The sequence below is a fragment of the Bradyrhizobium sp. CB82 genome, from assembly GCF_029714405.1.
GTDB lineage: Bacteria > Pseudomonadota > Alphaproteobacteria > Rhizobiales > Xanthobacteraceae > Bradyrhizobium.
In genome coordinates, this window is sequence record NZ_CP121650.1 from 5915052 (window position 1) to 5936051 (window position 21000).

Below are 21000 nucleotides of genomic sequence, written 5' to 3' on the forward strand. Positions count from 1 at the left end.
AACGATGTCTCTGATCGAAGAAATCGACTTCGGCACGCCGCGCTCGAAATCCGAAACGATGGTCACGCTGACCATCGACGGCAAAGAGATCTCGGTGCCCGAGGGCACCTCGATCATGCGCGCGGCGATGGAAGCCGGCCACAAAATCCCGAAGCTGTGCGCAACCGACATGGTCGACGCCTTCGGCTCCTGCCGCCTCTGCCTGGTCGAGATCGAAGGCCGCGCGGGCACGCCGGCCTCCTGCACCACGCCTGCGATGAACGGCCTCGTCGTGCACACTCAGACCGAGCGGCTGAAGAAGCTGCGCAAGGGCGTGATGGAGCTCTACATCTCCGATCATCCCCTCGACTGCCTCACCTGCGGCGCGAACGGCGATTGCGAGTTGCAGGACATGGCCGGCGCCGTCGGCCTGCGCGACGTGCGCTACGGCTATGAGGGCGAGAACCACGTCTTCGCCAAGTCCAACGGCGAGGTCAACGCGGCCTGGATGCCGAAGGACGAATCCAACCCCTACTTCACCTACGATCCCTCCAAATGCATCGTCTGCTCGCGCTGCGTCCGCGCCTGCGAGGAGGTGCAGGGAACCTTCGCGCTGACGATCGCGGGCCGCGGCTTCGACAGCCGCGTGTCGCCCGGCATGAGCGAAAGCTTCCTCGGCTCCGAATGCGTCTCCTGCGGCGCCTGCGTGCAAGCCTGCCCGACCGCGACGCTGACGGAAAAGTCGGTGATCGAAATCGGCCAGCCCGAGCACTCCGTCGTCACCACCTGCGCCTATTGCGGCGTCGGCTGCACCTTCAAGGCCGAGATGCGCGGCGAGGAAGTCGTGCGCATGGTGCCGTACAAGGACGGCAAGGCCAATCGCGGTCATTCCTGCGTCAAGGGTCGTTTCGCCTGGGGTTACACCAACCACAAGGAACGCATTCTCAAGCCGATGATCCGCGAGCGGATCGAGGATCCCTGGCGCGAGGTGTCATGGGACGAAGCGTTCTCGTTTGCCGCTGCGAAAATGCGCGGCATCCAGGCGAAGTATGGCCGCGACGCCATCGGCGGCATCACCTCGTCCCGCTGCACCAATGAAGAGACCTATCTGGTGCAGAAGCTGATCCGCGCCGGCTTCGGCAACAACAATGTCGACACCTGCGCCCGCGTCTGTCACTCGCCGACCGGCTATGGCCTGGCCACCACCTTCGGCACCTCCGCCGGCACACAGGACTTCGACTCGGTCGAAGATACCGATGTCGTCGTCATCATCGGCGCCAACCCGGCCTCCGCGCACCCGGTGTTCGCCTCCCGCCTGAAGAAGCGCCTGCGGCAGGGCGCAAAACTGATCGTGATCGATCCGCGACGCACCGAGATGGTGGAATCGCCGCATGTGAGGGCGCTGCACCTGCCCTTGATGCCCGGCACCAACGTCGCGGCGATCACCGCGCTCGCCCATGTCATCGTCACCGAGGGTCTCGTCAACGAAGCCTTCGTCCGCGACCGCTGCGACTGGAGCGAGTTCGAGGAATGGGCGGCCTTCGTCGCCCAGCCGAACAACAGCCCGGAGGCGACCGCCATCCTCACCGGCGTCGACCCCGACGCGCTGCGCGAAGCGGCGCGGACCTACGCCACCGGTGGCAATGGCGCGATCTATTATGGGCTCGGCGTCACCGAGCACAGCCAGGGTTCGACCACCGTGATCGCGATCGCCAACCTCGCGATGGCGACCGGCAATATTGGCCGGCCCGGCGTCGGCGTGAACCCGCTGCGCGGCCAGAACAACGTGCAGGGCTCCTGCGACATGGGCTCGTTCCCGCACGAGCTACCCGGCTATCGTCACATCTCCGGCAATGCCGTGCGTGACCAGTTCGAGGCGATGTGGAACGTCAAGCTCAATCCCGAGCCGGGCCTGCGTATTCCCAACATGTTCGATGCTGCGGTCGAAGGCACGTTCATGGGGATCTACGTGCAGGGCGAGGACATCCTGCAATCCGATCCGAACACCTCTCACGTGGTGGCGGCGCTCTCGGCGATGGAATGCGTCATCGTCCACGACCTCTTCCTCAACGAGACCGCCAACTACGCCCATGTCTTCCTGCCCGGCTCGAGCTTCCTCGAGAAGGACGGCACCTTCACCAACGCCGAGCGGCGGATCCAGCGCGTGCGCAAGGTGATGACGCCGAAGAACGGCCTTGCGGATTGGGAGGTCACCATCGGGCTTGCGAAGGCGATGGGCTTCGAGATGAACTACAACCACCCGTCCGAGATCATGGACGAGGTCGCGGCGCTGACGCCGACCTTCGCCGGCGTCTCCTACGCCAAGCTCGACGAGCTCGGCTCGGTGCAGTGGCCCTGCAACGAGAAGGCGCCCGAGGGCACGCCGGTGATGCATGTCGACGGCTTCGTCCGCGGCAAGGGCAAATTCGTCGTCACCGAATATGTTGCGACCGACGAGCGCACGGGCCCGCGCTATCCGCTGCTGCTGACGACGGGGCGCATCCTCAGCCAGTACAATGTCGGCGCGCAGACCCGCCGCACCGACAACGTGGTCTGGCACACGGAGGACCGGCTCGAGATCCATCCGCACGACGCCGAGCAGCGCGGCGTACGCGATGGCGATTGGGTGCGACTGAAGAGCCGCGCCGGTGAGACTACGCTGCGCGCGGAGATCACCGACCGCGTTGCGCCTGGTGTCGTCTACACCACCTTCCACCACCCGGACACGCAGGCCAACGTCATCACGACGGATTATTCGGACTGGGCGACCAACTGTCCGGAATACAAGGTCACCGCGGTCCAGGTCTCGCCGTCCAACGGACCGTCCGACTGGCAGAAGGCCTATGACGCGCAGGCGCGGCATTCCCGCCGTATCGCGCCTGCGGAAGCTGCGGAGTAGGCCCATGCACGTGGCGGTCCAGGCGATTGATCGGGAGAGCTGGCGCGACGGGGCGGCCTCCGGCGGGACACGGCTGATCCCGGAGGAAACGCCGATCGCGCTGACCTACAATGGCGGCACTTATGCCGTCATGATGGGAACGCCGCAAAATCTCGAAGACTTCGCAGTCGGCTTCAGCTTGAGCGAAGGCATCGTCAAATCCGCCGACGATATCCAGTCCCTCGAGGTGGTTCGCCTCGATGACGGCATCGAGCTCCGGATGTGGCTGGCCTCGGAAGATGCCGGTCGCATGAGCGAGCGGCGGCGCCACATCGCGGGCCCCACCGGTTGCGGCATCTGTGGCATCGAATCGATCGCGCAAGCCGTGCGCCCAGCGGCCATCGTGCCGCAGGGGCAGACCTTCACACCGGACCAGATCATGACGGCGATGCAGGGCATCGCTTCCCTCCAAGCGATCAACATGCAGACCCGCGCCGTGCATGCCGCCGCGTTCTGGTCCCCTGCCCGCGGCATCGTCGCGCTGCGCGAGGACGTCGGCCGCCACAACGCGCTCGACAAGCTTGCCGGCGCGCTGGCGCGCAGCCGCACGGATGCGAGCGGCGGCATGGTGCTGCTGACGAGCCGCGTCTCGGTGGAGATGGTGCAGAAGACGGCTGCGATCGGTACGCCGGTGGTGGTCGCGGTCTCCGCACCCACTGCGCTTGCCGTGCGCACCGCAGAAGCCGCCGGCATCACGCTGGTTGCCATCGCCAGGCAGGACGGGTTTGAAGTGTTCACGCATGGCGGCCGCGTGGCCCGCCGTGCCACGGAGGTTGCCGATGTCGCCTGACCGCTTGATCTACATGGCCAATCAGATCGGCAAATTCTTCCATAGCCAGGGCCATGACAAGGCCGTGCCGGGGATCGCCGAGCACATCAAGAAATTCTGGGATCCCCGGATGAAGCGCGCGATCTTCGCGCACCTCGACGCCGGCGGCGCCGGGCTGGAGCCCGACGTCCGCGAGGCCATCGCGGCACTCAAGCAGGCTACTGCCCTTCCAACAGCGCCTTGAACACGCGCCGCACCTCGCCCTGCGTCTCCTTCACGCGGGCTTCGAGCGACGAGAAATCCGGCGCGTCGCCAGCCCGCGCCATCACGCGCAGAAGGTCGACGCCAGCCGTCTCCGGCTTGAAGCGGTCGCTGACGCAGAGGCGCAGGATCTGGGTCAGATCGTGATAGAGCCGCGCCGCCGCGCGCAGGCACTCGGTCTCCGACTGCGCCAGCACCCCGAGCCTCGCCGCATTCTCCAGCACCTGCATGGTCGAGACGTCGAGAATCCCCGGCTTGTCGTGCGCGTGGACGAGCTGGAGATATTGCGCAATGAAGTCGATATCGACCATGCCGCCGGCGGCATATTTGAGGTCCCAATAGTCGGTCTCGCCCTTCTCCTGTGCGATCGCGCGGCGCATGTCGGCGACGTCGTTGGCAATCGTGACGGGATCACGCCGCCGCGTCAGCACCTCGCGGATGACGGTCTCGATCCGCGCACGGAATTCCGGCGAAGCCGACACGACGCGGGCGCGCGTCAGCGCCATGTGCTCCCAGGTCCAGGCCTCGCGCGCCTGATAATCGGCGAAGGAGGCGATGCTGGAGGCCACCGGGCCTGCGCGGCCCGAGGGACGCAGCCGCATGTCGATCTCGTAGAGCACGCCGTAATTGGTCCGCGTCGTGAAGGCGCTGATCAGGCGCTGGGTGAAGCGCGCGAAATAATGCGCGCCCTGGAGCGACCTCGGTCCGTCCGAGTCAGGATTCTCGCCGTCGAAATCATAGAGCAGGATCAGGTCGAGGTCGGAGGATGCCGTCATCTCGCGGCTGCCGAGCCGGCCCATGGCGATGATCGCGGTCTCCTGCCCGTTGATCCGGCCATGCTGGGCGGCGAAGCGATCTGCGACCAGTCCGTGCACTGTGTGCACGATGCCCTCCGCGACGTCGGCGAAGGCGGTGCTCGCCTGTTGCGCAGAAACCGTGCCGGAGAGGATGCGGGTGCCGATCAGGAACAGGCTCTCCTGCCCGAACAGGCGCAGCCGGTCGAGGAACTCCTCATAGGAATCCGCATCGCGCACCGTGGCCGCAAGCCGCGCGGACAACTCCTGCCTGTCAGGCATGGCGCCGAAGAAGCGCGGATCGATCAGGCCGTCCATCAATTGCGGTTGCCGGGCCAGCATCTCGCCGAGCCGCGGAGCGGCCCCCAGCACCAGCGCCACAAGGGCGACGAGATCCCGGTTCTGGCTGAGCAGCGTGATCAGCCGCCCGCCGCGCTGCAAGGCCTGCAGGAAATGATCGAACGCCACGACGGCGCGGTCCGGCTCCTCGGCATGGGCAAGGCCGTCGATCAGGGCAGGCACGAATTCGACGAAGGCGCCGCGAGTCGCCTCGTTACGGAACACGCGGTAATCGCCGGTGATCCAGTCGCGCACCGTCTGTGCAACAGTGGCGGGCTTCTTGAAGGCGAGCGTCACCAGGTGCTGCAACAGGCGCGCATCGTCGGGACCCGCACCATAGTCGATCGCCGGCAGCTTGGCGGTGCCGGTCGGATCGCCCTCGAACAGTTTTTCGTAGTGACCCTGGACGATCCCGAGCTGGCGCAACAGGTCCTGCGCGAGAGCCTCGCGGCTCTCATAGCCGAAAAACCAGGCAAAACGCTCCACCGCCTCCTTGTCGTCAGGCAGCGCGTGGGTCTGCTCATCGGCGATCATTTGCAGGCGATGCTCGATTCGTCGCAGGAAATGGTAAGCCGCCGTCAGCTCGTCGCGCGCCTGATAGGTGATCCAGTTGCTGCTGGCGAGCACGTCTAGGGCGGAAAGCGTTGGACGCACCCGCAATGCGGGATGACGGCCCCCGGCGATCAATTGCTGGGTCTGGGCGAAGAACTCGATCTCACGAATGCCGCCACGTCCCACCTTCACGTTATGGCCTTCGACGGCGACCTCACTCTGGCCGCGATAGGTCTGCATCTGCCGCTTCATGTCGTGGACGTCGGCGAGCGCCGCGAAGTCGAGATGCTTGCGCCAGACAAACGGCGCGATGTCGGCGAGCAGCGCTTCGCCTGCTTTCAGGTCCCCGGCGCAGGCGCAGGCCTTGATCATGGCCGCGCGCTCCCATGTGCGCCCTTCCCGCTCGTAGTAATGCAGCGCGGCGTCGCGCGAGATCGCAACCTGGGTCGAGGATGGATCGGGACGCAGCCGCAGATCGACGCGGAACACGTAGCCGTCATAGGTGCGCTGTTGCAGCAGGCGCGCGAGCCCCTGCGTCACGCGCACGAAGAACGGCTGCGGCTCGATGTCGGGCGCAAGCGTGGTGGCGTCCGGATCGAAGAACACGATCAGGTCGATGTCGCTGGAATAGTTCAGCTCGCCAGCGCCCATCTTGCCCATCGCCAGCACGATCAGGCCGCAGCCCTCTTCCGGAGCTTCCGGATTGGCCGTCACCAGCTTGCCGCGTGCGGCGTCCTGCCGCAGCAGGAATTGGAGCGCTGTCTGGACCGAGGACACCGCGACGTCGGTCAATGCCGCCGTCACCCGCATCACCGGCCAAACGCCGCCGATATCGCAGAGCGCGATCAGCAGCGCCGCCTCCGATTTCATGCGGCGAAGCAACCGCATCACCTCGGCTTCGGCGGATGCGGCGAGCACGGCACGTCTGCCGTCGTCGATCAGCGACGCCAGATGTGCATCGGGATCACACGCAAGCAGCCGGATCAGTCGCGCCGGATCGCTGCGGATCAGGTCGAACAGATAGGGTGAGAATTCAGCGATGCCGGCCAGGATCGGACGCACAAAGGGACGATCGAGCAGCGCTTCGATCGCAGCCCTTTGCTGCGGCTCGAGCTCGGCGAGCCAGTCGCGAAGACGTTGTTCGGCGGTGGCGGAAGCGGCAACATGCGGGCCTTCCGCGAAGCGCGCGGTCAGACTCCCAGCATGCTTGTCCGCGTTTCCCGGCGCGGAGAGATTCATGCCACCTTCTGTTTCTGTGGCACATCCGGTATCGGGGGAGCAACCCTGTCGCTGCCGCTAGCGCGAACGGGCAGGACCAGCGTCGCGATGAGACCGGGATGGGCATCGCCCAGCTTCAGCTCACCGCCATGCAGCGTTGCGACCGCGGCGGCGAGACTGAGGCCGAGGCCCGAGCCCGGAAGCGTCCGGCTCGCCTCCAGCCGCACGAAACGCTCGACGGCGTGCTTGCGATCGCCTTCCGGAATTCCGGGGCCGCGATCGGTGACGCTGAGCAGCACGTGGTCGCCCTCGCGCCTCGCCTCGATGAGGATCTGACGGCTATCCATGCTGACGACGGTTCCCGAGGACTGCGCGGCCGGCTTGCCGTATTTGATCGCGTTCTCGACGAGATTGGCGAGCGCCTGGCTGATCAGCTCGCGGTTGCCGTGCACCGGCGCCGGCTCGGCCTTCACCTTCAAGGTCATGCCGTCGTCCTCGGCGAGCGGCTCGTAGAGCTCGTGGATGCCGTTGGCGACGTCGGAGGCGTCGAAATCGTCCATGTTGCCGCGCGCCTGGCCGGATTCGGCGCGGGCGATCATCAACAGCGCATTGAAGGTGCGGATCAGCCCGTCCGATTCCTCGATGGTCCGTTCCAGCGCCGCACGGTAGTCGGCCTCGCAGCCGGATTTCGCCAGCGCCTCCTCGGCGCGGTTGCGCAGGCGCGTCAGCGGCGTCTTGAGGTCGTGGGCGATGTTGTCGGAGACCTCCTTCAAGCCTGCCATCAGCGCCTCGATCCGCTCCAGCATGGCATTGAGATTTTCCGCGAGCCGGTCGAGCTCGTCGCCACTGCGTCCCACCGGCAGTCGCTCGCTCAGATCGCCGGTCATGATGCGATGCGCCGTGCCGCTCATCGCATCGATGCGCCTGAGCACGCGGCGCGCGACGAACACGCCGCCGCCGAGTCCAAGCACGACGACGATCAGGATCGACCATTGCGCGGCCTTGGCGACGATGCCGAACAGGCGCCGCCGCTCGGCCAGGTCGCGGCCGATCAGTAGCCGGAAGCCGTTCTCCAATTCGGTGACCCGAACGAGCGCGCGATGGTCGCGATCATCGGTATCCTCGATCCGCCGGTAGGCGGTCTCGGACCAGCCACGGGTCGCCATCACGCCGGGCGCGAGCGAGCCGACATTGCCGGCAACCGCCTGCCCTGTCGGGGTGGTTACGAGATAGAGGTTCGCGCCCGGGCGCAGCGCCCGATATTCGATCGTTCGCACGAGGCCAAACATGCCGCGGCGGCCGTAGATCTCGTTGATCTCCGAGGTCTCGGCATTCACCGTCTGCGTGATCTCTTCGGTGATCAGTCGCCGCGTATTCCAGGCGAAATAACCAAGCAGCGACGCCGCGAATATCGCGAACAAAAACAGATAGACCAGCGTCAGCCGGAACGCCGTGGTGCGGATCAGCTTACCGAATGCCGTCACGGATCATGTATCCCGCGCCGCGGATCGTGTGCAGCAGCGGCCGATCGAAACCCTTGTCGATCTTGGAGCGCAGCCGCGAAATGTGCACGTCGATCACATTGGTTTGCGGATCGAAATGATAGTCCCAGACGTTTTCCAGCAGCATGGTGCGCGTCACCACCTGCCCCGCATGCTTCATCAGATATTCGAGCAGCCGGAACTCACGCGGCTGGAGCGTCAGCTCGTCCTTGCCGCGGGCAACGCGGTGGGAGAGCCGGTCGAGCTCGAGATCGCCGACGCGATAGACCGTGTCTTCGGCGGGACCGCCGCGGCGGCGCGACAGCACCTCGACGCGCGCGAGCAGCTCGGCGAACGAGTACGGTTTGGGAAGGTAGTCGTCGCCGCCGGCACGCAGGCCCTTGATGCGGTCGTCGACCTGGCCGAGCGCGGAGAGAATCAGCACCGGCGACGAATCGCCCTTTTCACGCAGGGCGCCAATCAGCGACAGGCCGTCGCGCTTGGGCAGCATGCGGTCGACCACCAGCACGTCGTAGTCGCCGCTCTCGGCCATGGCGAGGCCTTCCTCGCCGTCGGAGGCGTGGTCGGCGATGTGACCGACTTCGCGAAACGCCTTGACGAGATAGTCGGCGGATTCGCGGTCGTCTTCGATGATGAGGAGGCGCATCGTGCGGTCGGCGGCGGTCAAGGAGGTCAGCCCTTTCAACATGGCGCGGTCGGCAATCGCATGCAAGCGGAGCGGAAGATTCTCGAACCGGGAAAAGAGCGGGCGGTGAAGCTGGGGGACCTCACCGCCCTTAGGCCCTTCCGACGGAGGGGGGCGTATTCCACCGGAAGGTAGGATGGGGAAGCGGAATTACTCCGCTCCCCTGAAGGGGGCCCGCGGCGGGGGCGACTGATGCCGGCGGCTCCCTTCATCTCGTAAGGCCTCCTGATCCTCAGCCCTTGGCGAGTGGGACTGCGACGAAGCGCGACTGGCCGCCGCTCTTCACGCGCATCAGGACGCTGTTCTTGTTGTCGGTGCGCGCCGCGTTGATGGCTTCGCGCACGTCGCCAGCGGTGCTAACGCTCTTGCCGGCGACCTCGAGAATCACGTCGCCTTCCTTGAAGCCGCGCTCGGCTGCGGCGCTCTTCGGATCGACCTCGGTGACAACGACGCCGTCCTTGCCGGCGCCGGCCACGCTGTTGGCCGGGGCAACCGTCATGCCGAGCTTCGGCACATCGGTGCCGCGGGTCGGCGCCTTGCTGTTGTCATTGTCGGTATCGGCCTTTGCCTCGACCGTGTTCGGCAACTGGCCGAGGGTGAGGTTCACGACCTTGTCCTGACCCTTGTGCAGCACGTTGAGCTTCACGGTCGCACCTGGCGCCATACCGCCGATGGTGCGGGCGAGCTCACGGGCGTCCTTGACGGGCTCGCCGTTGACCGAGGTGATGACGTCGCCGGACTCGATGCCGGCCTTCGCCGCCGGACCGTTGGCCTGCGGCTCCGCCACCAGGGCGCCTTCGGCCTTCTTCATGCCGAGGCTGTCGGCGATGTCCGAAGTCACGGGCTGGATCTGCACGCCGATCCAGCCGCGGCTGACCGAGCCCCTGTCCTTGAGCTGGGCGACCACGCTCTTCACGGTCGCGGCCGGAATCGAGAACGCGATGCCGACGCTGCCGCCGGAGGGCGAAAAGATCGCGGTGTTGACGCCCATCACCTCGCCGTCGGTGTTGAAGGCCGGGCCGCCGGAGTTGCCCTTGTTCACGGGCGCGTCGATCTGGATGAAATCGTCATACGGACCGTTGCCGATGTCGCGGCCGCTGGCCGAGACGATACCGGCAGTCACGGTGCCGCCGAGGCCGAAGGGATTGCCGACCGCCAGTACCCAGTCGCCGATCCGCGGCTTGCCATCGGACAGCTTTGCGAACGCGAAGTTGGAGCCGCCCTCGACCTTGATCAGTGCCAGGTCGGTGCGCTGATCGGTGCCGATCACCTTGGCGCTGTAGGTCTTGCCGTCGTCGGTCGTCACCTCGACCTTGTCCGCGCCGTCGACCACGTGGTTGTTGGTCACGGCAAAGCCGTCGGCCGAGATGAAGAAGCCCGAGCCCTGGCCGGTGATGGCACGCCCGCCGCCGCGCGGTCCGCGCAGGCCGGGAATCCCATCCTGCCCACCGAAGCGGCGGAAGAAGCGCTCCATCGGCGAGCCCGGCTGGAACGGCGAATCATCGCTGTCATCGTTGCTCGCGGTCTTCTCCTTGATGTTGACCTTCACCGAGATCACCGAGGGTTTGACCCGTTCGACAATGTCGGCAAATCCGATCGGACGTTCGACCTTGCGGACCTCCGTGTTGACCTGCGCATGCGCCGGGCTCGAGAACAGATCGGACGGCGACGTCGACGGGCTGAAGCCATAGACGGCAACGCCCAGGCCAGCGACCACCGAGGCCATCAGCGCGAGTTTGCGGGCACCAAGCAGCGACCGGCGGGGCTGCCGGTACGACGGGAAGGACGAAAGGTCGTGACGTTCGGTCATGCAGGGATCTCCAGGGCCTTGAATTCCTTTTGGCGCTGCTAGGGCAACGCCTTACGGCCTGAAGATGGGGATTTGCGCCTTACAACGCGCTGGCGGTGGGGTTAAACTTTTGTAATGAAGCCGCAAATACCTGCGGCAGTTTATCGCAGGCAAAAAAACATGTTTTTGCAGGAGCTTAAGAGGTGCCGCGAACGGCAACGGACGCTTCCCTTTCTGGTCCTGCACGACACGCGAACGCCTAACCCGATTTCGCCCGGTCGGACAGGAGTTCGGCGAGCTTCGCCTCCTCGTCAGGGGTGAGCGGCGGGGTCACCTCCGCACTGCCCTGCCCGCGGCGACGAATCTGCAGCCAGAGCGCCAGGCCGCCGGCGCCCAACGCGAGCGGCGTGAGCAGCCACAGCAGCAAGGTCTCTCGCTCGAAGCGTGGCTTCAGGAGCACGAACTCGCCATACCGTGCCACCAGGAAGTCGATCACCTGGGCATTGCTGTCGCCGGCCGCGATCCGCTCCCGCACCAAGAGGCGCAGGTCGCGCGCAAGTGGTGCCTCGGAGTCGTCGATCGACTGGTTCTGGCAGACCATGCAGCGGAGTTCGCGCGACAATTCGCGCGCCCGCGCCTCTTTCGCCGGGTCCGCCATGATCTCGTCAGGCTGCACGGCATAGGCCGCCGGCAGCCCCAAAAGTGCAAGCGCAAGAATCGCTGCAATCAACCTGCGCATCGGCTTCACTCCGCCGGCTGCAAGCGCGGCTGCGCGCGCGCCGGCTTTGGCGCGCCAACCCGCAAGCGGCGATCAGACAGCGACAGCACGCCGCCGAACGCCATCAGCACCGGCCCCCACCAGATCAGCAGCACAAGCGGCTTGTGATAAATGCGAACGGCGATCGCGCCTTCCGTGGTGACGTCGCCGAGCGAGATGTAGAGTTGGCTCGCGCCGCGGGTCAGGAGCGCGGCTTCAGTGGTCGAGGAGCCGCGCGTGGTGAAGCTCCGCTTCGATGGTGTCATCGCGCTGAGCGCCTCGCCGTCGCGGCTGACGTCGAACCGCGCGATCATCTCGCGGAAATTCGGACCCTGCCGCTGGAACAATCCGTCGAGCTTCAATTCATAGCCAGCAACGTGCGCAACATCGTCCGGCTTCATGGTGCCGATATATTCGCTGTTCCAGGTGGACTCGCAGACGATGCCGATCAGCGCGACGCCGAGACCGGCATGTGCGAAGGCCGTGCCCCAGACCGAGCGCGGCAGTCCGCGCGCACGGCGCACCGCCGTTCCGAACGGTGCGCGGAACAGGCCGACGCGTTCGACGAGATCGGTCACCGCGCCGAGAATCACAAACACCGCGAGCGCGATGGCCGGAGGCGCAAGCGCACTGCCGCCATGCGCCCAGGCCCACACCAGCGCCAGCGCCAGCAGCGCGACGATACCGGCGGCCAGCAGTCGCTGCGCGGCGCCGAGCAGATCGCCACGCTTCCACGCCAGCATCGGACCAAAGGGAACGGCGATCAGCAACGGCACGAACAGCGGTCCGAAGGTGAGATTGAAGAACGGCGCGCCGACCGAGATCTTTTCGCCGGTCAAAACCTCCAGCCCGAGCGGATAGAGCGTTCCGACCAGCACGGTCGCGCAGGCCGTGGTGAGGAAGAGGTTGTTCAGCACCAGCGCGCCCTCGCGCGAGATCGGTGCGAACAGCCCGCCCTGCTTCAGCGAGGATACGCGGGCGGCGTAGAGGCTGAGACTGCCGCCGATGAAGACGCAGAGGATCAGCAGGATGAAGACTCCGCGCGTCGGATCGCTGGCGAAGGCATGCACGGAGGTGAGCACCCCCGAGCGCACCAGGAACGTGCCGAGCAGCGACAGCGAGAAGGTCAGGATCGACAGCAGGATGGTCCAGACCTTCAGCGCGTTGCGCTTCTCCATCACCAGCGCCGAATGCAGCAACGCGGTGCCGGCGAGCCACGGCATCAGCGAGGCGTTTTCAACCGGATCCCAGAACCACCAGCCGCCCCAGCCGAGTTCGTAATAGGCCCAGTAGGAGCCCATGGCGATGCCGAGCGTCAGGAAGATCCAGGCAAGGAGCGTCCATGGCCGCACCCAGCGCGCCCAGGCCGCGTCGATCCGGCCCTCGATCAGCGCCGCGATCGCAAACGAGAACGAGATCGAGAAGCCGACATAGCCGAGATAGAGCATCGGCGGATGCACGGCGAGGCCGATATCCTGAAGCACCGGATTGAGGTCGCGCCCCTCGATCGGCGGATTGGCTATGCGAAGGAACGGGTTCGAGGTGATCAGGATGAAGAGATAGAAGGCGCTCGCGACCCACGCCTGCATGGCGAGCACATGCGCGCGCAGCGACAGCGGCAGGTTGTTGCCGAAAGCGGCGACGAGCCCGCCGAACAGCGCCAGGATCGACACCCATAACAGCATCGAGCCTTCATGGTTTCCCCACACACCGGTGATCTTGTAGATCAGCGGCTTCATCGAGTGGGAATTCTCGTAGACGTTGGCGACGGAGAAATCCGAGGTGACGTGCAAGGTGACGAGCGCGACGAAGGACGCGCCGACGAACAGCAATTGGGCCAGCGCCGTGGAGCGCGCGACGTTCATCAGTGCGGGGTCGCGCAGCCGCGCACCGATCAGCGGCACGAAGGACTGGATCAGCGCGAGACCAAGCGCGAGCACCAGGGCATAGTGTCCGGATTCCGCGATCACCGCACGGCTCCCTGTGGATTGCCTTGCGCGGTCGTTGCCGCTGGCGTCGCGTTGTTCTTGGCGCCGTAATCGTCCTTCCAGTGCCCCTGCTTCTTCAGGGCGTCGGCAACGTCCTTGGGCATGTAGGTCTCGTCATGCTTGGCCAGCACGGTGTCGGCCTTGAACACGCCGCTCGCGTCAAGCGCGCCTTCGGCGACGACGCCCTGCCCTTCGCGGAACAAATCGGGCAGGATGCCCTTGTAGGCGACCGGCAGCTTGGCGCTGCCGTCGGCCACTTCAAAGGTCACTGCGAGATCGTCGCCACGTTGCAGCGAGCCCGGCTGTACCAGGCCGCCGAGGCGAAACCGCTTGCCCGGCGCGATGTGCTTCTCCGCGACCATGGTCGGGGTGGAGAAGAACACGATGGAGTCCCGCAGCGCGTTCAGCACCAATGCTGCGGCGAGCGCGAGCACGGCGAGCGACCCGCCGATGATGGTCATACGTCGCTGCTTGCGCGTCATGGCTGGCCTCTTTGCGCCCTTCCTGCGATCGTCATCCGTCGAGCCCGAGATTCTTCAGACCTTCATTGAGCTGGCGCAGCCGTTCGGCGTCGTTGGCCACCGCCTCGCGGGCATCGCTGAGCGCGCCCCTCGCCTTGTCGCGCTCGCCCATCACGACGTATGCGCGCACGAGGCGCAGCCAGCCGTCGACGTCATCGCCGTTCTGCTTGAGCCGATTGGCGAGCCGATCGACCATGCCGCGGATCATCGCGCCGCGGTCGCCTTCGCTCATCTCCTTGGCCGCTGCGATCGTATCGTCCGAGAGCGCGGGCGCGGCGCTGCCGCCGCCGACCCGCGCCAGCGACGATTGCACGAGCGCACGCCACGGCGCGTCCGGCGGCGCTTTCGCCAGCACTCTGCGCCAGATCGCAGCCGCATCAGCCTTGCGGCCGTCCTGCTCGGCGGCAAGACCGAGGAAATAGTTCGCCTTCGGCTCCCCTGCATCGAGCGCGTGCGCGCGCTCGAACTCCGCCTTGGCTTCAGCCGTCACGACGCCACCGGCGGCAGCCAAAAGCGCCTCGCCGAGATCCGACCTTCGCTCCGCGCTTTCGCCATTATAGGTGAGCGAATTGCGATAGGCGCGCACGGCTTCATCATAGCGGCCGAGCCGCTCCAGCACCGGCGCAAGCACGTTCCAGCCGCGCCCGTCGGTCGGATTTTTCTCGAGGTGCTGCTCGACCTGCGCCACCATGTTCTCGAGCGATTGCTGCATACCGGGCGCGCGATCGCGCTGCGCCAGTGGAAAGTCGTGCAGCCTTGGCGAGCCAAGCGGGACGTAGACGAGGATCGCGACCAGCGGCAGGCCGATCAGCGCCAGCACGGCCGCCGCGCGGCGCCATGTCAGGCTCGACCCGCCGTCCGGCGCAGGCTCGCTGCCGGCCGCGGCGAGCAACCGGCGGCCGATCTCGACCCGCGCGGCCTCCGCCTCCGGCGCCGCGATCAAGCCTGCGGCAAGATCACGCTCGATCTCGACAAGCTGGTCCTTGTAAACGGCAACCTCGCTGCCTCCGCTCTGCGCGCGGCCGCCACGGCCGAGCGGCCAGAGCACGGCGAAAATCGCCGCGACCGTCATCAGCGCGAACACGAACCATAGCGTCATCGAGCAAGCTTCCGGCAGCGCGTCGTTCGCGCCTCTCAGGTGGCTTTACACCACGCTGAAGCGGCGCGGCAATTGACAATTGTCAATTTGGCGCGACGAGGCTTGGAGCCGAAAGGGAAGGAATCCAATGGCTTAGGCGATCTCGATATCCGCGCTCCGGGCTGCGTCCTGACCATGCCCGTTCAGGGCCTCCAGGAAATAGGTTCCGGGCTTCACCGTATCGGGCAGCCTGATCCACACCGCGCCGACGGGAACGAGAGAGGCGATCGTCGCAACCGGATCCGGCAATTGCCGGCCGCTCATCGTTTCGACCAGCATCACCTTCGCCCTGACCATCAATCTTCGATAGATCGCCGAGATTACGCGGTTCTCAACCTCCACAAAGCTGATGACGGGTTTCATGCGACCACAAATAGAAATTCCAAAAACTTGCTCGCAGGGCCGTACGTTCGTCACCACCGGCCTTTATCAATCAGAAATTGTAGGGAAGATAAGTTTCGCCGGAGCTAGCCGGCGCGCGAGGATTTGCGCTCGCCCGTCAGCGCGCTTTCGGCTGCCCGGCTCATCAGCGAGGCATAATCGTCGCCGAACAGCACTTCGCAGAAACGGATCGCGGCGGCCATCTGCTGCTGACGATAGGCCCGGACCTTGTGGTCGGCGGCGCGCAGCGACTGCACCAGCGATTCCGTCGACCGCTCCACATATTGCTGGAGGTCCGAATAGGTGCGAAGCGTCACCTCGTTGATCGCAAGCTCGCTGGCATAGTTGCGGCAGGTCGCGACGAAGTCGATCAGCGCGGCGGTTTCCTCGACCTCGGTGCTGTCGACGCGGGCGCCCGGCGGAATGTCCTTCTCCGCGCGCTGGCGCAGGATGCGGCGGACACGGCCCGGCACGCTGTCGATCTCCGATTGCAGCGCGTTGGAGATATCGGCACGGATCGAGGTCAGCTGCTTGCCCCAGGCGGAATCGTTGCGCAGGTCGAGTTCGGTACGCAATCCGCGCACGCCGTCATGCAGCGCCTTGAGGTTCTCGGCGATGTTGTCAAAGCGGCCGCGCTTGATGTCGAGCCGCAGCATGGCAGCGAGACAGGACAGGTCATGCAGGGCCATGGTGACCGCCACGCCGAACGGCGTCGCGGCGACGCGGATCTCGTCGTCGGAGGCTGCCATCTTGATGGCGAGGCGGATGATCTGCCAGGGCGCCGTCAGCCGCTGGACCACCATCGACAGGGCAAACGGCAGCATCTGCGGCGTCTGGAGGACGGGAACGTTGAGCGCGGCCGTCACCGCCGCGATCTGGGAATCGCCGAAAACACGCAGGAAACGCGGCAGCTTTTCATTGAGACTCGCGATCGCCTCGCGAACCCCGAGCACGGCACCGACCGAGTAGAGATCCTCGATGACGTTGGGCGGGCCGACGCGGGCAAGCGCGCGCGACTTGTCGCCGCCGCCAGGCCCCGTCAGCTCGAAAATCGCATCGGCCGCGACCGCCTGGATTTTCAGGGCCAGAGCCTCACCACTGTCGCCGGCCGGCAGGCGGGAAAGCGCGGCGTCGAGCTCACTCACCTTGTCAGGAGCACCATCGCGGCCGAGCCATTGCCAGATCGGCAGCAGGGAGGAGCGGCGGATCTGTCCGAGGCGGACCGGAATGCCGGCCTCGACGAGGAACGGTTCCAGCGGCTGATAAAGCAGCCGCGACAGATCCTCCGTGCGCGGCGCAGCATCTTCGTCGACCTCGGTCTTGCGCACGATCTTGCGCAGCTGCTCGAGCACGAGGGTGGCCACCGCCGTGTCCTGGCCGCGCTCCAGCGCACGCTCGAACTCCCGCATCAGCAGCGCCTGTGACTGCGGCGGGAGCTGCGCGAGATAGTCTCTCAGCCGCTCGATCGATGTCTGGCTCATGCGCCCGTTATGCACGGTCTTGTGGCGGACGAGGGATGCGTCCGGGCGCGATCATAGGAGGTGGCGCGTTAAGAAGGCGTTTAGGAAGTTGCCCGGCGGCGGTGCGTTTTTGCGTCGAACCGCCTGAGCGCAACGGAAAAAGGTGCGCGGGAACAAGGACTAAATACCTGGGAGCACCAGCTCCGCACGCAGGCCTCCGATCGGCGCGCTGCCGAGGATCAGACTGCCGCCGTAGAGCGCGGCGAGGTCGACCACGATCGACAGGCCGAGACCCGATCCCGGCTTCGACTCGTCGAGCCGCTGCCCCCTGCGCGAGACCTGCGCCCGCTCGGCCTCGGACAGACCACGGCCGTCGTCATCGACGATGATCCGCAGGCGTGGCCCCGCGTCGGGCTTGCCGGGGCTGTCCACCAGCACCTCGATGAAGACGCGCGAGGCTGCCCATTTGCAGGCATTGTCGACGAGATTGCCGACCATCTCCTCCAGATCCTGCCGCTCGCCGCGAAATTTCGCTGATGGATCCGCCTTGGTTTCGACGACGATGCCGCGATCGCGATGGATCTTCTCCATGGTCCGGCGCAGTGCCCCAATCGTCGGCGCCACCTCCGTCACGGTTGCGACGATCGACACCCTGGCCGCGATGCGGGCGCGCTCGAGGTGGTGGGCGAGCTGGTCGCGCATGACGTCGGCCTGCTCCATGACCTTCTCAGCGAACGGATCGGCGGCATGGGCGGCGGCCTCGTTGACGATCACCGAGAGCGGCGTCTTGATCGCGTGCGCGAGATTGCCGACATGGGTGCGCGCGCGCTCGACGATCTCGCGATTGGCCTCGATCAGCGCATTGGTCTCGCGCGCGAGCGGCGCGATCTCGACGGGGAATTCGCCTTCCAGCCGCTCGGCACGCCCGGAGCGGATGTCGGCGATCGCCTCCGAAATGCGCTTCAATGGAGCTAGACCGAATCGGACCTGGAAAACCGTGGTGAGCAGAAGCACGATGCCGAGCGCCGTGAACGTGCCGCCGAGGTAATAGTCGAAGCTGCGCGTCTCGTCGAAAATCTCGGTGGCATCGCCGGCGATGCTGACCAGGAACTTGCCGTCGGCGCCGAGATCGACTGGCCGCTCCACCATCCGCAAGGTCTGGCCTTCCGGCCCATCGACATAACCGAGCCGGATGCCGGCCGCGGTCAGCTCGACCCCCTGTTCCTCCAGCTTCGGCAGCTTCTTGTCCCACAGCGAGCGCGATGAGCGCACCTCCGGCTTTTCGGTGTCGGTGCGCGCGATCTGCCAATACCAGCCCGACAACGGCAGCTCGAACAGCGGCTCGCCGAGCGACTGGAATTGACGGTCCGGCGGCTCGTCGGGCGTCGCGACCTCGGCGATCAGCGTGCGCAGGTAGAGATTGAGCCGGCGGTCGAAGGCGCGCTCGGTCGCGTTCTTGTACACCGACGACAGCACGACGCCGGTGATGGCCAGGATCACCACCAGCCACGCCGTCGCCGACAGGAACAGGCGGTTGGCAAGCGAGCTAGCGCGCATTGGATCGATCCCGGCAGGCGCAGGACGGCAGGTGGTCGGAGATGGTCATGGGCGACCAAGACCCCGGTCCCGCCGCCCGGTCAAGTGCCAGATCAAGTACCGGGCGCAGCCGGCGGGGTCAGGAGATAGCCGAGACCACGGACGGTCTGGATGATATCGACGTCCAGCTTCTTGCGGATACGGCCGACAAAGACCTCGATGGTGTTGGAGTCGCGGTCGAAATCCTGGTCGTAGAGATGCTCGACGAGCTCGGTACGCGAGACCACGCGGCCGGCATGGTGCATCAGATATTGCAGCAGCCGGTATTCGTGCGAGGTCATCTTCACGGGGTTGCCGGAGACGGTCACCTTGTTGGTCCGCGTGTCCAGCGTCACCGGTCCGCAGGTCAGCTCGCTCTGGGCATGGCCGGCCGAGCGGCGCAGCAGCGCGCGAATCCGCGCCAGCACCTCCTCGAGGTGGAAGGGCTTTGCGACATAGTCGTCGGCGCCGGCATCAAAGCCCTGGACCTTGTCGCTCCAGCGGTCGCGCGCGGTGAGGATCAGGACCGGCATGGCGCGGCCGTTGCGCCGCCAGGCTTCCAGAACCGAGATGCCGTCCTTCTTGGGCAGGCCGATGTCGAGCACCACGGCATCATAGGGCTCGTTCTCGCCGAGATAGTGCCCTTCCTCCCCGTCAAAGGCGCGGTCGACGACGTAGCCGGCGTCGCTTAGCGCCTTGGTGAGCTGGCGATTGAGATCGGGGTCGTCCTCAACAACGAGCAGGCGCACGCTTCTCTCCAAGAATAGCCGAAAGGATGGACTGCGGAATCTACTGCCAAGATGACCAATCCCGGCGTGAACTGAATATGAACGCCGGGAACCGGTAAATGTTACTTTTTCGTCATGAAGCCGACACGACGGCGCTCGCCATGCGCCCGGGCATAGCCGGCCGCATGGCGAGCGCAATTTGCCGCGTTCCGCGGCGAGTCGGAAGCGCTGATCGTGAGCTCCGCGCGACGGCGGTCAGGTCCGGAAGAACACGAACCAAATGACGCCGAGGATCAGGATCGCAAGTCCGGTCGAGACGGTGAGCAACGCCGCGACCGACGGACCGGGCTCGCCCTGGCGCGCCTCGGTCGATGTCTCGATGATCTGATCGTTGCGTCTCGTAGCCATGGTAACCCTCAATTGCCGGGGTATCGCGTCCAAATGCCGCGACCTCCTCGCGGCCTCTCATGACGTGCGGGGCAACGTCTGATCGCGAACGATGTTCCGGGGCCGGACCGGCGGAAGGTCAATGATTAACGCCATTGCAAGATTCCATTCCGCCCCTTGCTATGATTCGGGGTTCCCCGGTGTTATCCTCGCAGGCTGTCCCTGTTGCGTTTGGAGTAGCCCATGGCCCCCCGTGCCAACTGGAAGGGTTTTTTGCGCCTATCGCTCGTGACCTGCCCGGTCGCGCTCTATCCGGCCACTTCGGATACCGAGAAGGTCTCCTTCAACCAGATCAACCGGAAGACCGGCCACCGGATCAAGTACCTCAAGGTCGACGCCGAGACTGGAGACGAGGTCACCTCCGACGACATCGTCAAGGGCTACAAGGTCGATACCGACACCTATATCGAGGTCACCAAGGACGAGCTCGACGAAATCGCACTTGAATCGACCCACACGATCGAGATCGACGAATTCGTGCCCAAGACCGACATCGACAACCGCTATCTGATCCGCCCCTATTATCTCGTGCCGGACGGCAAGGTCGGCCACGATGCCTATGCGGTGATCCGCGAGACCATCCGCAGCATGAACAAGGTCGCGATCGGCCGCGTGGTGCTGACCAACCGCGAGCACATCATCGCGCTCGAGCCGCTCGACAGCGGCCTGATGGGCACGCTGCTGCGCTACCCCTACGAGGTGCGCAGCGAGAAGGAGTATTTCGACGACATCCAGGACGTGAAGCTCACCAAGGACATGCTCGAGCTCGCCAAGCACATCGTCGAGAAGAAGTCGGGCGCATTCGAGCCCGAGGTGTTCGAGGATCACTACGAGACCGCGCTGATCGATCTGATCAACAAGAAGCGCAGCGGCGTGCCGCTCGCCGCCAAGGCCGCGCCGAAGACGGGAGGCAACGTCATCAACCTGATGGACGCGCTCAAGAAGAGCCTCGCGACCGAGAAGGAGGCCGCGCCCGCCACCAAGGTCGACGGCAAGGCCAAGAAGCCGAAGAAGCGCGTCGAGGGTCAGCGCGAAATGCTGCTGCCGATCGCCGGCAAGGGCGGCAAGACCGCCGCCGCCAAGGAAGCGCCCAAGAAGGCCGATAAGCCGGTGCGCGCGCCGGCGCGCGGCAGGAAGGCCGGATAGCGGCATCACCTCCGGGCGACGCTGCCGTGATGT

At 65.7% G+C, this 21000-nt stretch carries 17 protein-coding genes; 4 read left to right on the forward strand and 13 right to left on the reverse strand.

What is annotated here, in order from left to right:
* Nucleotides 1–4: 4 nt before the first annotated feature.
* From fdhF to QA640_RS28875, 3 genes are read left to right on the forward strand one after another with little or no spacing between them, the layout of a single operon-like run.
* Complete coding sequence (gene fdhF / locus QA640_RS28865; protein ID WP_283036263.1) at nt 5–2878, forward strand: formate dehydrogenase subunit alpha; 2874 nt, start codon at nt 5–7, stop codon at nt 2876–2878.
* A gap of 4 nt (nt 2879–2882) precedes the next feature.
* Entirely contained in the window at nt 2883–3707 is an 825-nt protein-coding gene (gene fdhD / locus QA640_RS28870; RefSeq protein WP_283036264.1) for a formate dehydrogenase accessory sulfurtransferase FdhD, read from the forward strand.
* On the forward strand, nt 3697–3930 hold the full coding sequence (locus tag QA640_RS28875) for a formate dehydrogenase subunit delta (RefSeq protein WP_283036265.1): 234 nt from the start codon (nt 3697–3699) through the stop codon (nt 3928–3930). The genes fdhD and QA640_RS28875 overlap by 11 nt, the downstream gene beginning before the upstream one ends.
* Here the strand turns inward: QA640_RS28875 and QA640_RS28880 are convergent.
* The 13 genes from QA640_RS28880 to QA640_RS28940 all read right to left on the reverse strand — a co-directional run bounded on the left by QA640_RS28880 (nt 3905) and on the right by QA640_RS28940 (nt 19782).
* Nucleotides 3905–6871: a bifunctional [glutamine synthetase] adenylyltransferase/[glutamine synthetase]-adenylyl-L-tyrosine phosphorylase gene (locus QA640_RS28880; RefSeq protein WP_283036266.1), complete on the reverse strand. Its 2967-nt coding sequence runs from the start codon at nt 6869–6871 to the stop codon at nt 3905–3907. The genes QA640_RS28875 and QA640_RS28880 overlap by 26 nt on opposite strands.
* Nucleotides 6868–8334 carry an ATP-binding protein gene (locus QA640_RS28885; RefSeq protein WP_283036267.1) on the reverse strand — a complete coding sequence of 489 codons (1467 nt, stop codon included), beginning with the start codon at nt 8332–8334 and terminating at the stop codon, nt 6868–6870. Before QA640_RS28885 ends, QA640_RS28880 begins: the two co-directional genes overlap by 4 nt.
* On the reverse strand, nt 8318–8998 hold the full coding sequence (locus QA640_RS28890) for a response regulator transcription factor (protein WP_254105763.1): 681 nt from the start codon (nt 8996–8998) through the stop codon (nt 8318–8320). The genes QA640_RS28885 and QA640_RS28890 overlap by 17 nt, the downstream gene beginning before the upstream one ends.
* Nucleotides 8999–9269: 271 nt before the next feature.
* A complete protein-coding gene (locus QA640_RS28895; RefSeq protein WP_283036268.1) occupies nt 9270–10847 on the reverse strand; it encodes a Do family serine endopeptidase in 1578 nt (525 codons plus the stop codon).
* Nucleotides 10848–11085: 238 nt separating this feature from the next.
* Nucleotides 11086–11565, reverse strand: coding sequence for a cytochrome c-type biogenesis protein (locus QA640_RS28900; protein WP_283036269.1), 480 nt, complete (start codon nt 11563–11565; stop codon nt 11086–11088).
* Between the two features lie 5 nt (nt 11566–11570).
* The gene (locus QA640_RS28905) at nt 11571–13553 is read right to left on the reverse strand and encodes a heme lyase CcmF/NrfE family subunit (RefSeq protein ID WP_283036270.1); all 1983 of its coding nucleotides are present in this window, start codon (nt 13551–13553) and stop codon (nt 11571–11573) included.
* Entirely contained in the window at nt 13550–14053 is a 504-nt protein-coding gene (gene ccmE, locus QA640_RS28910) for a cytochrome c maturation protein CcmE (protein WP_283036271.1), read from the reverse strand. Before ccmE ends, QA640_RS28905 begins: the two co-directional genes overlap by 4 nt.
* A gap of 31 nt (nt 14054–14084) precedes the next feature.
* Nucleotides 14085–15191 carry a c-type cytochrome biogenesis protein CcmI gene (ccmI, locus tag QA640_RS28915; RefSeq protein WP_283036272.1) on the reverse strand — a complete coding sequence of 369 codons (1107 nt, stop codon included), beginning with the start codon at nt 15189–15191 and terminating at the stop codon, nt 14085–14087.
* 132 nt (nt 15192–15323) lie between these two features.
* The gene (locus QA640_RS28920) at nt 15324–15593 is read right to left on the reverse strand and encodes a hypothetical protein (protein ID WP_283036273.1); all 270 of its coding nucleotides are present in this window, start codon (nt 15591–15593) and stop codon (nt 15324–15326) included.
* A gap of 104 nt (nt 15594–15697) precedes the next feature.
* Entirely contained in the window at nt 15698–17092 is a 1395-nt protein-coding gene (locus QA640_RS28925; RefSeq protein ID WP_283036274.1) for a hypothetical protein, read from the reverse strand.
* A 159-nt stretch (nt 17093–17251) separates the two neighbouring features.
* Nucleotides 17252–18628, reverse strand: a complete 1377-nt coding sequence (locus tag QA640_RS28930; RefSeq protein ID WP_283036275.1) for a sensor histidine kinase — start codon at nt 18626–18628, stop codon at nt 17252–17254.
* Nucleotides 18629–18720: 92 nt separating this feature from the next.
* Nucleotides 18721–19395 carry a response regulator transcription factor gene (locus QA640_RS28935; protein ID WP_283036276.1) on the reverse strand — a complete coding sequence of 225 codons (675 nt, stop codon included), beginning with the start codon at nt 19393–19395 and terminating at the stop codon, nt 18721–18723.
* A gap of 234 nt (nt 19396–19629) precedes the next feature.
* The gene (locus QA640_RS28940; RefSeq protein WP_283036277.1) at nt 19630–19782 is read right to left on the reverse strand and encodes a hypothetical protein; all 153 of its coding nucleotides are present in this window, start codon (nt 19780–19782) and stop codon (nt 19630–19632) included.
* Between the two features lie 222 nt (nt 19783–20004).
* On the opposite strand from QA640_RS28940, the gene QA640_RS28945 reads away from it, so the two are divergent.
* The gene (locus QA640_RS28945) at nt 20005–20967 is read left to right on the forward strand and encodes a Ku protein (protein WP_283036278.1); all 963 of its coding nucleotides are present in this window, start codon (nt 20005–20007) and stop codon (nt 20965–20967) included.
* The last annotated feature ends 33 nt before the right edge of the window (nt 20968–21000 follow it).

What these genes read in the sequence shown, in the direction of transcription:
- fdhD (WP_283036264.1), top strand. Translation starts at nt 2,883, where the DNA reads ATGCACGTGGCGGTCCAGGCGATTGATCGGGAGAGCTGGCGCGACGGG.
- QA640_RS28875 (WP_283036265.1), top strand. Translation starts at nt 3,697, where the DNA reads ATGTCGCCTGACCGCTTGATCTACATGGCCAATCAGATCGGCAAATTC.
- QA640_RS28930 (WP_283036275.1), bottom strand. Translation starts at nt 18,628, where the DNA reads ATGCGCGCTAGCTCGCTTGCCAACCGCCTGTTCCTGTCGGCGACGGCG.
- QA640_RS28945 (WP_283036278.1), top strand. Translation starts at nt 20,005, where the DNA reads ATGGCCCCCCGTGCCAACTGGAAGGGTTTTTTGCGCCTATCGCTCGTG.
- QA640_RS28895 (WP_283036268.1), bottom strand. Translation starts at nt 10,847, where the DNA reads ATGACCGAACGTCACGACCTTTCGTCCTTCCCGTCGTACCGGCAGCCC.
- QA640_RS28920 (WP_283036273.1), bottom strand. Translation starts at nt 15,593, where the DNA reads ATGAAACCCGTCATCAGCTTTGTGGAGGTTGAGAACCGCGTAATCTCG.
- ccmI (WP_283036272.1), bottom strand. Translation starts at nt 15,191, where the DNA reads ATGACGCTATGGTTCGTGTTCGCGCTGATGACGGTCGCGGCGATTTTC.
- QA640_RS28900 (WP_283036269.1), bottom strand. Translation starts at nt 11,565, where the DNA reads ATGCGCAGGTTGATTGCAGCGATTCTTGCGCTTGCACTTTTGGGGCTG.
- QA640_RS28940 (WP_283036277.1), bottom strand. Translation starts at nt 19,782, where the DNA reads ATGGCTACGAGACGCAACGATCAGATCATCGAGACATCGACCGAGGCG.
- QA640_RS28880 (WP_283036266.1), bottom strand. Translation starts at nt 6,871, where the DNA reads ATGAATCTCTCCGCGCCGGGAAACGCGGACAAGCATGCTGGGAGTCTG.
- QA640_RS28890 (WP_254105763.1), bottom strand. Translation starts at nt 8,998, where the DNA reads ATGCGCCTCCTCATCATCGAAGACGACCGCGAATCCGCCGACTATCTC.
- QA640_RS28925 (WP_283036274.1), bottom strand. Translation starts at nt 17,092, where the DNA reads ATGAGCCAGACATCGATCGAGCGGCTGAGAGACTATCTCGCGCAGCTC.
- fdhF (WP_283036263.1), top strand. Translation starts at nt 5, where the DNA reads ATGTCTCTGATCGAAGAAATCGACTTCGGCACGCCGCGCTCGAAATCC.
- ccmE (WP_283036271.1), bottom strand. Translation starts at nt 14,053, where the DNA reads ATGACGCGCAAGCAGCGACGTATGACCATCATCGGCGGGTCGCTCGCC.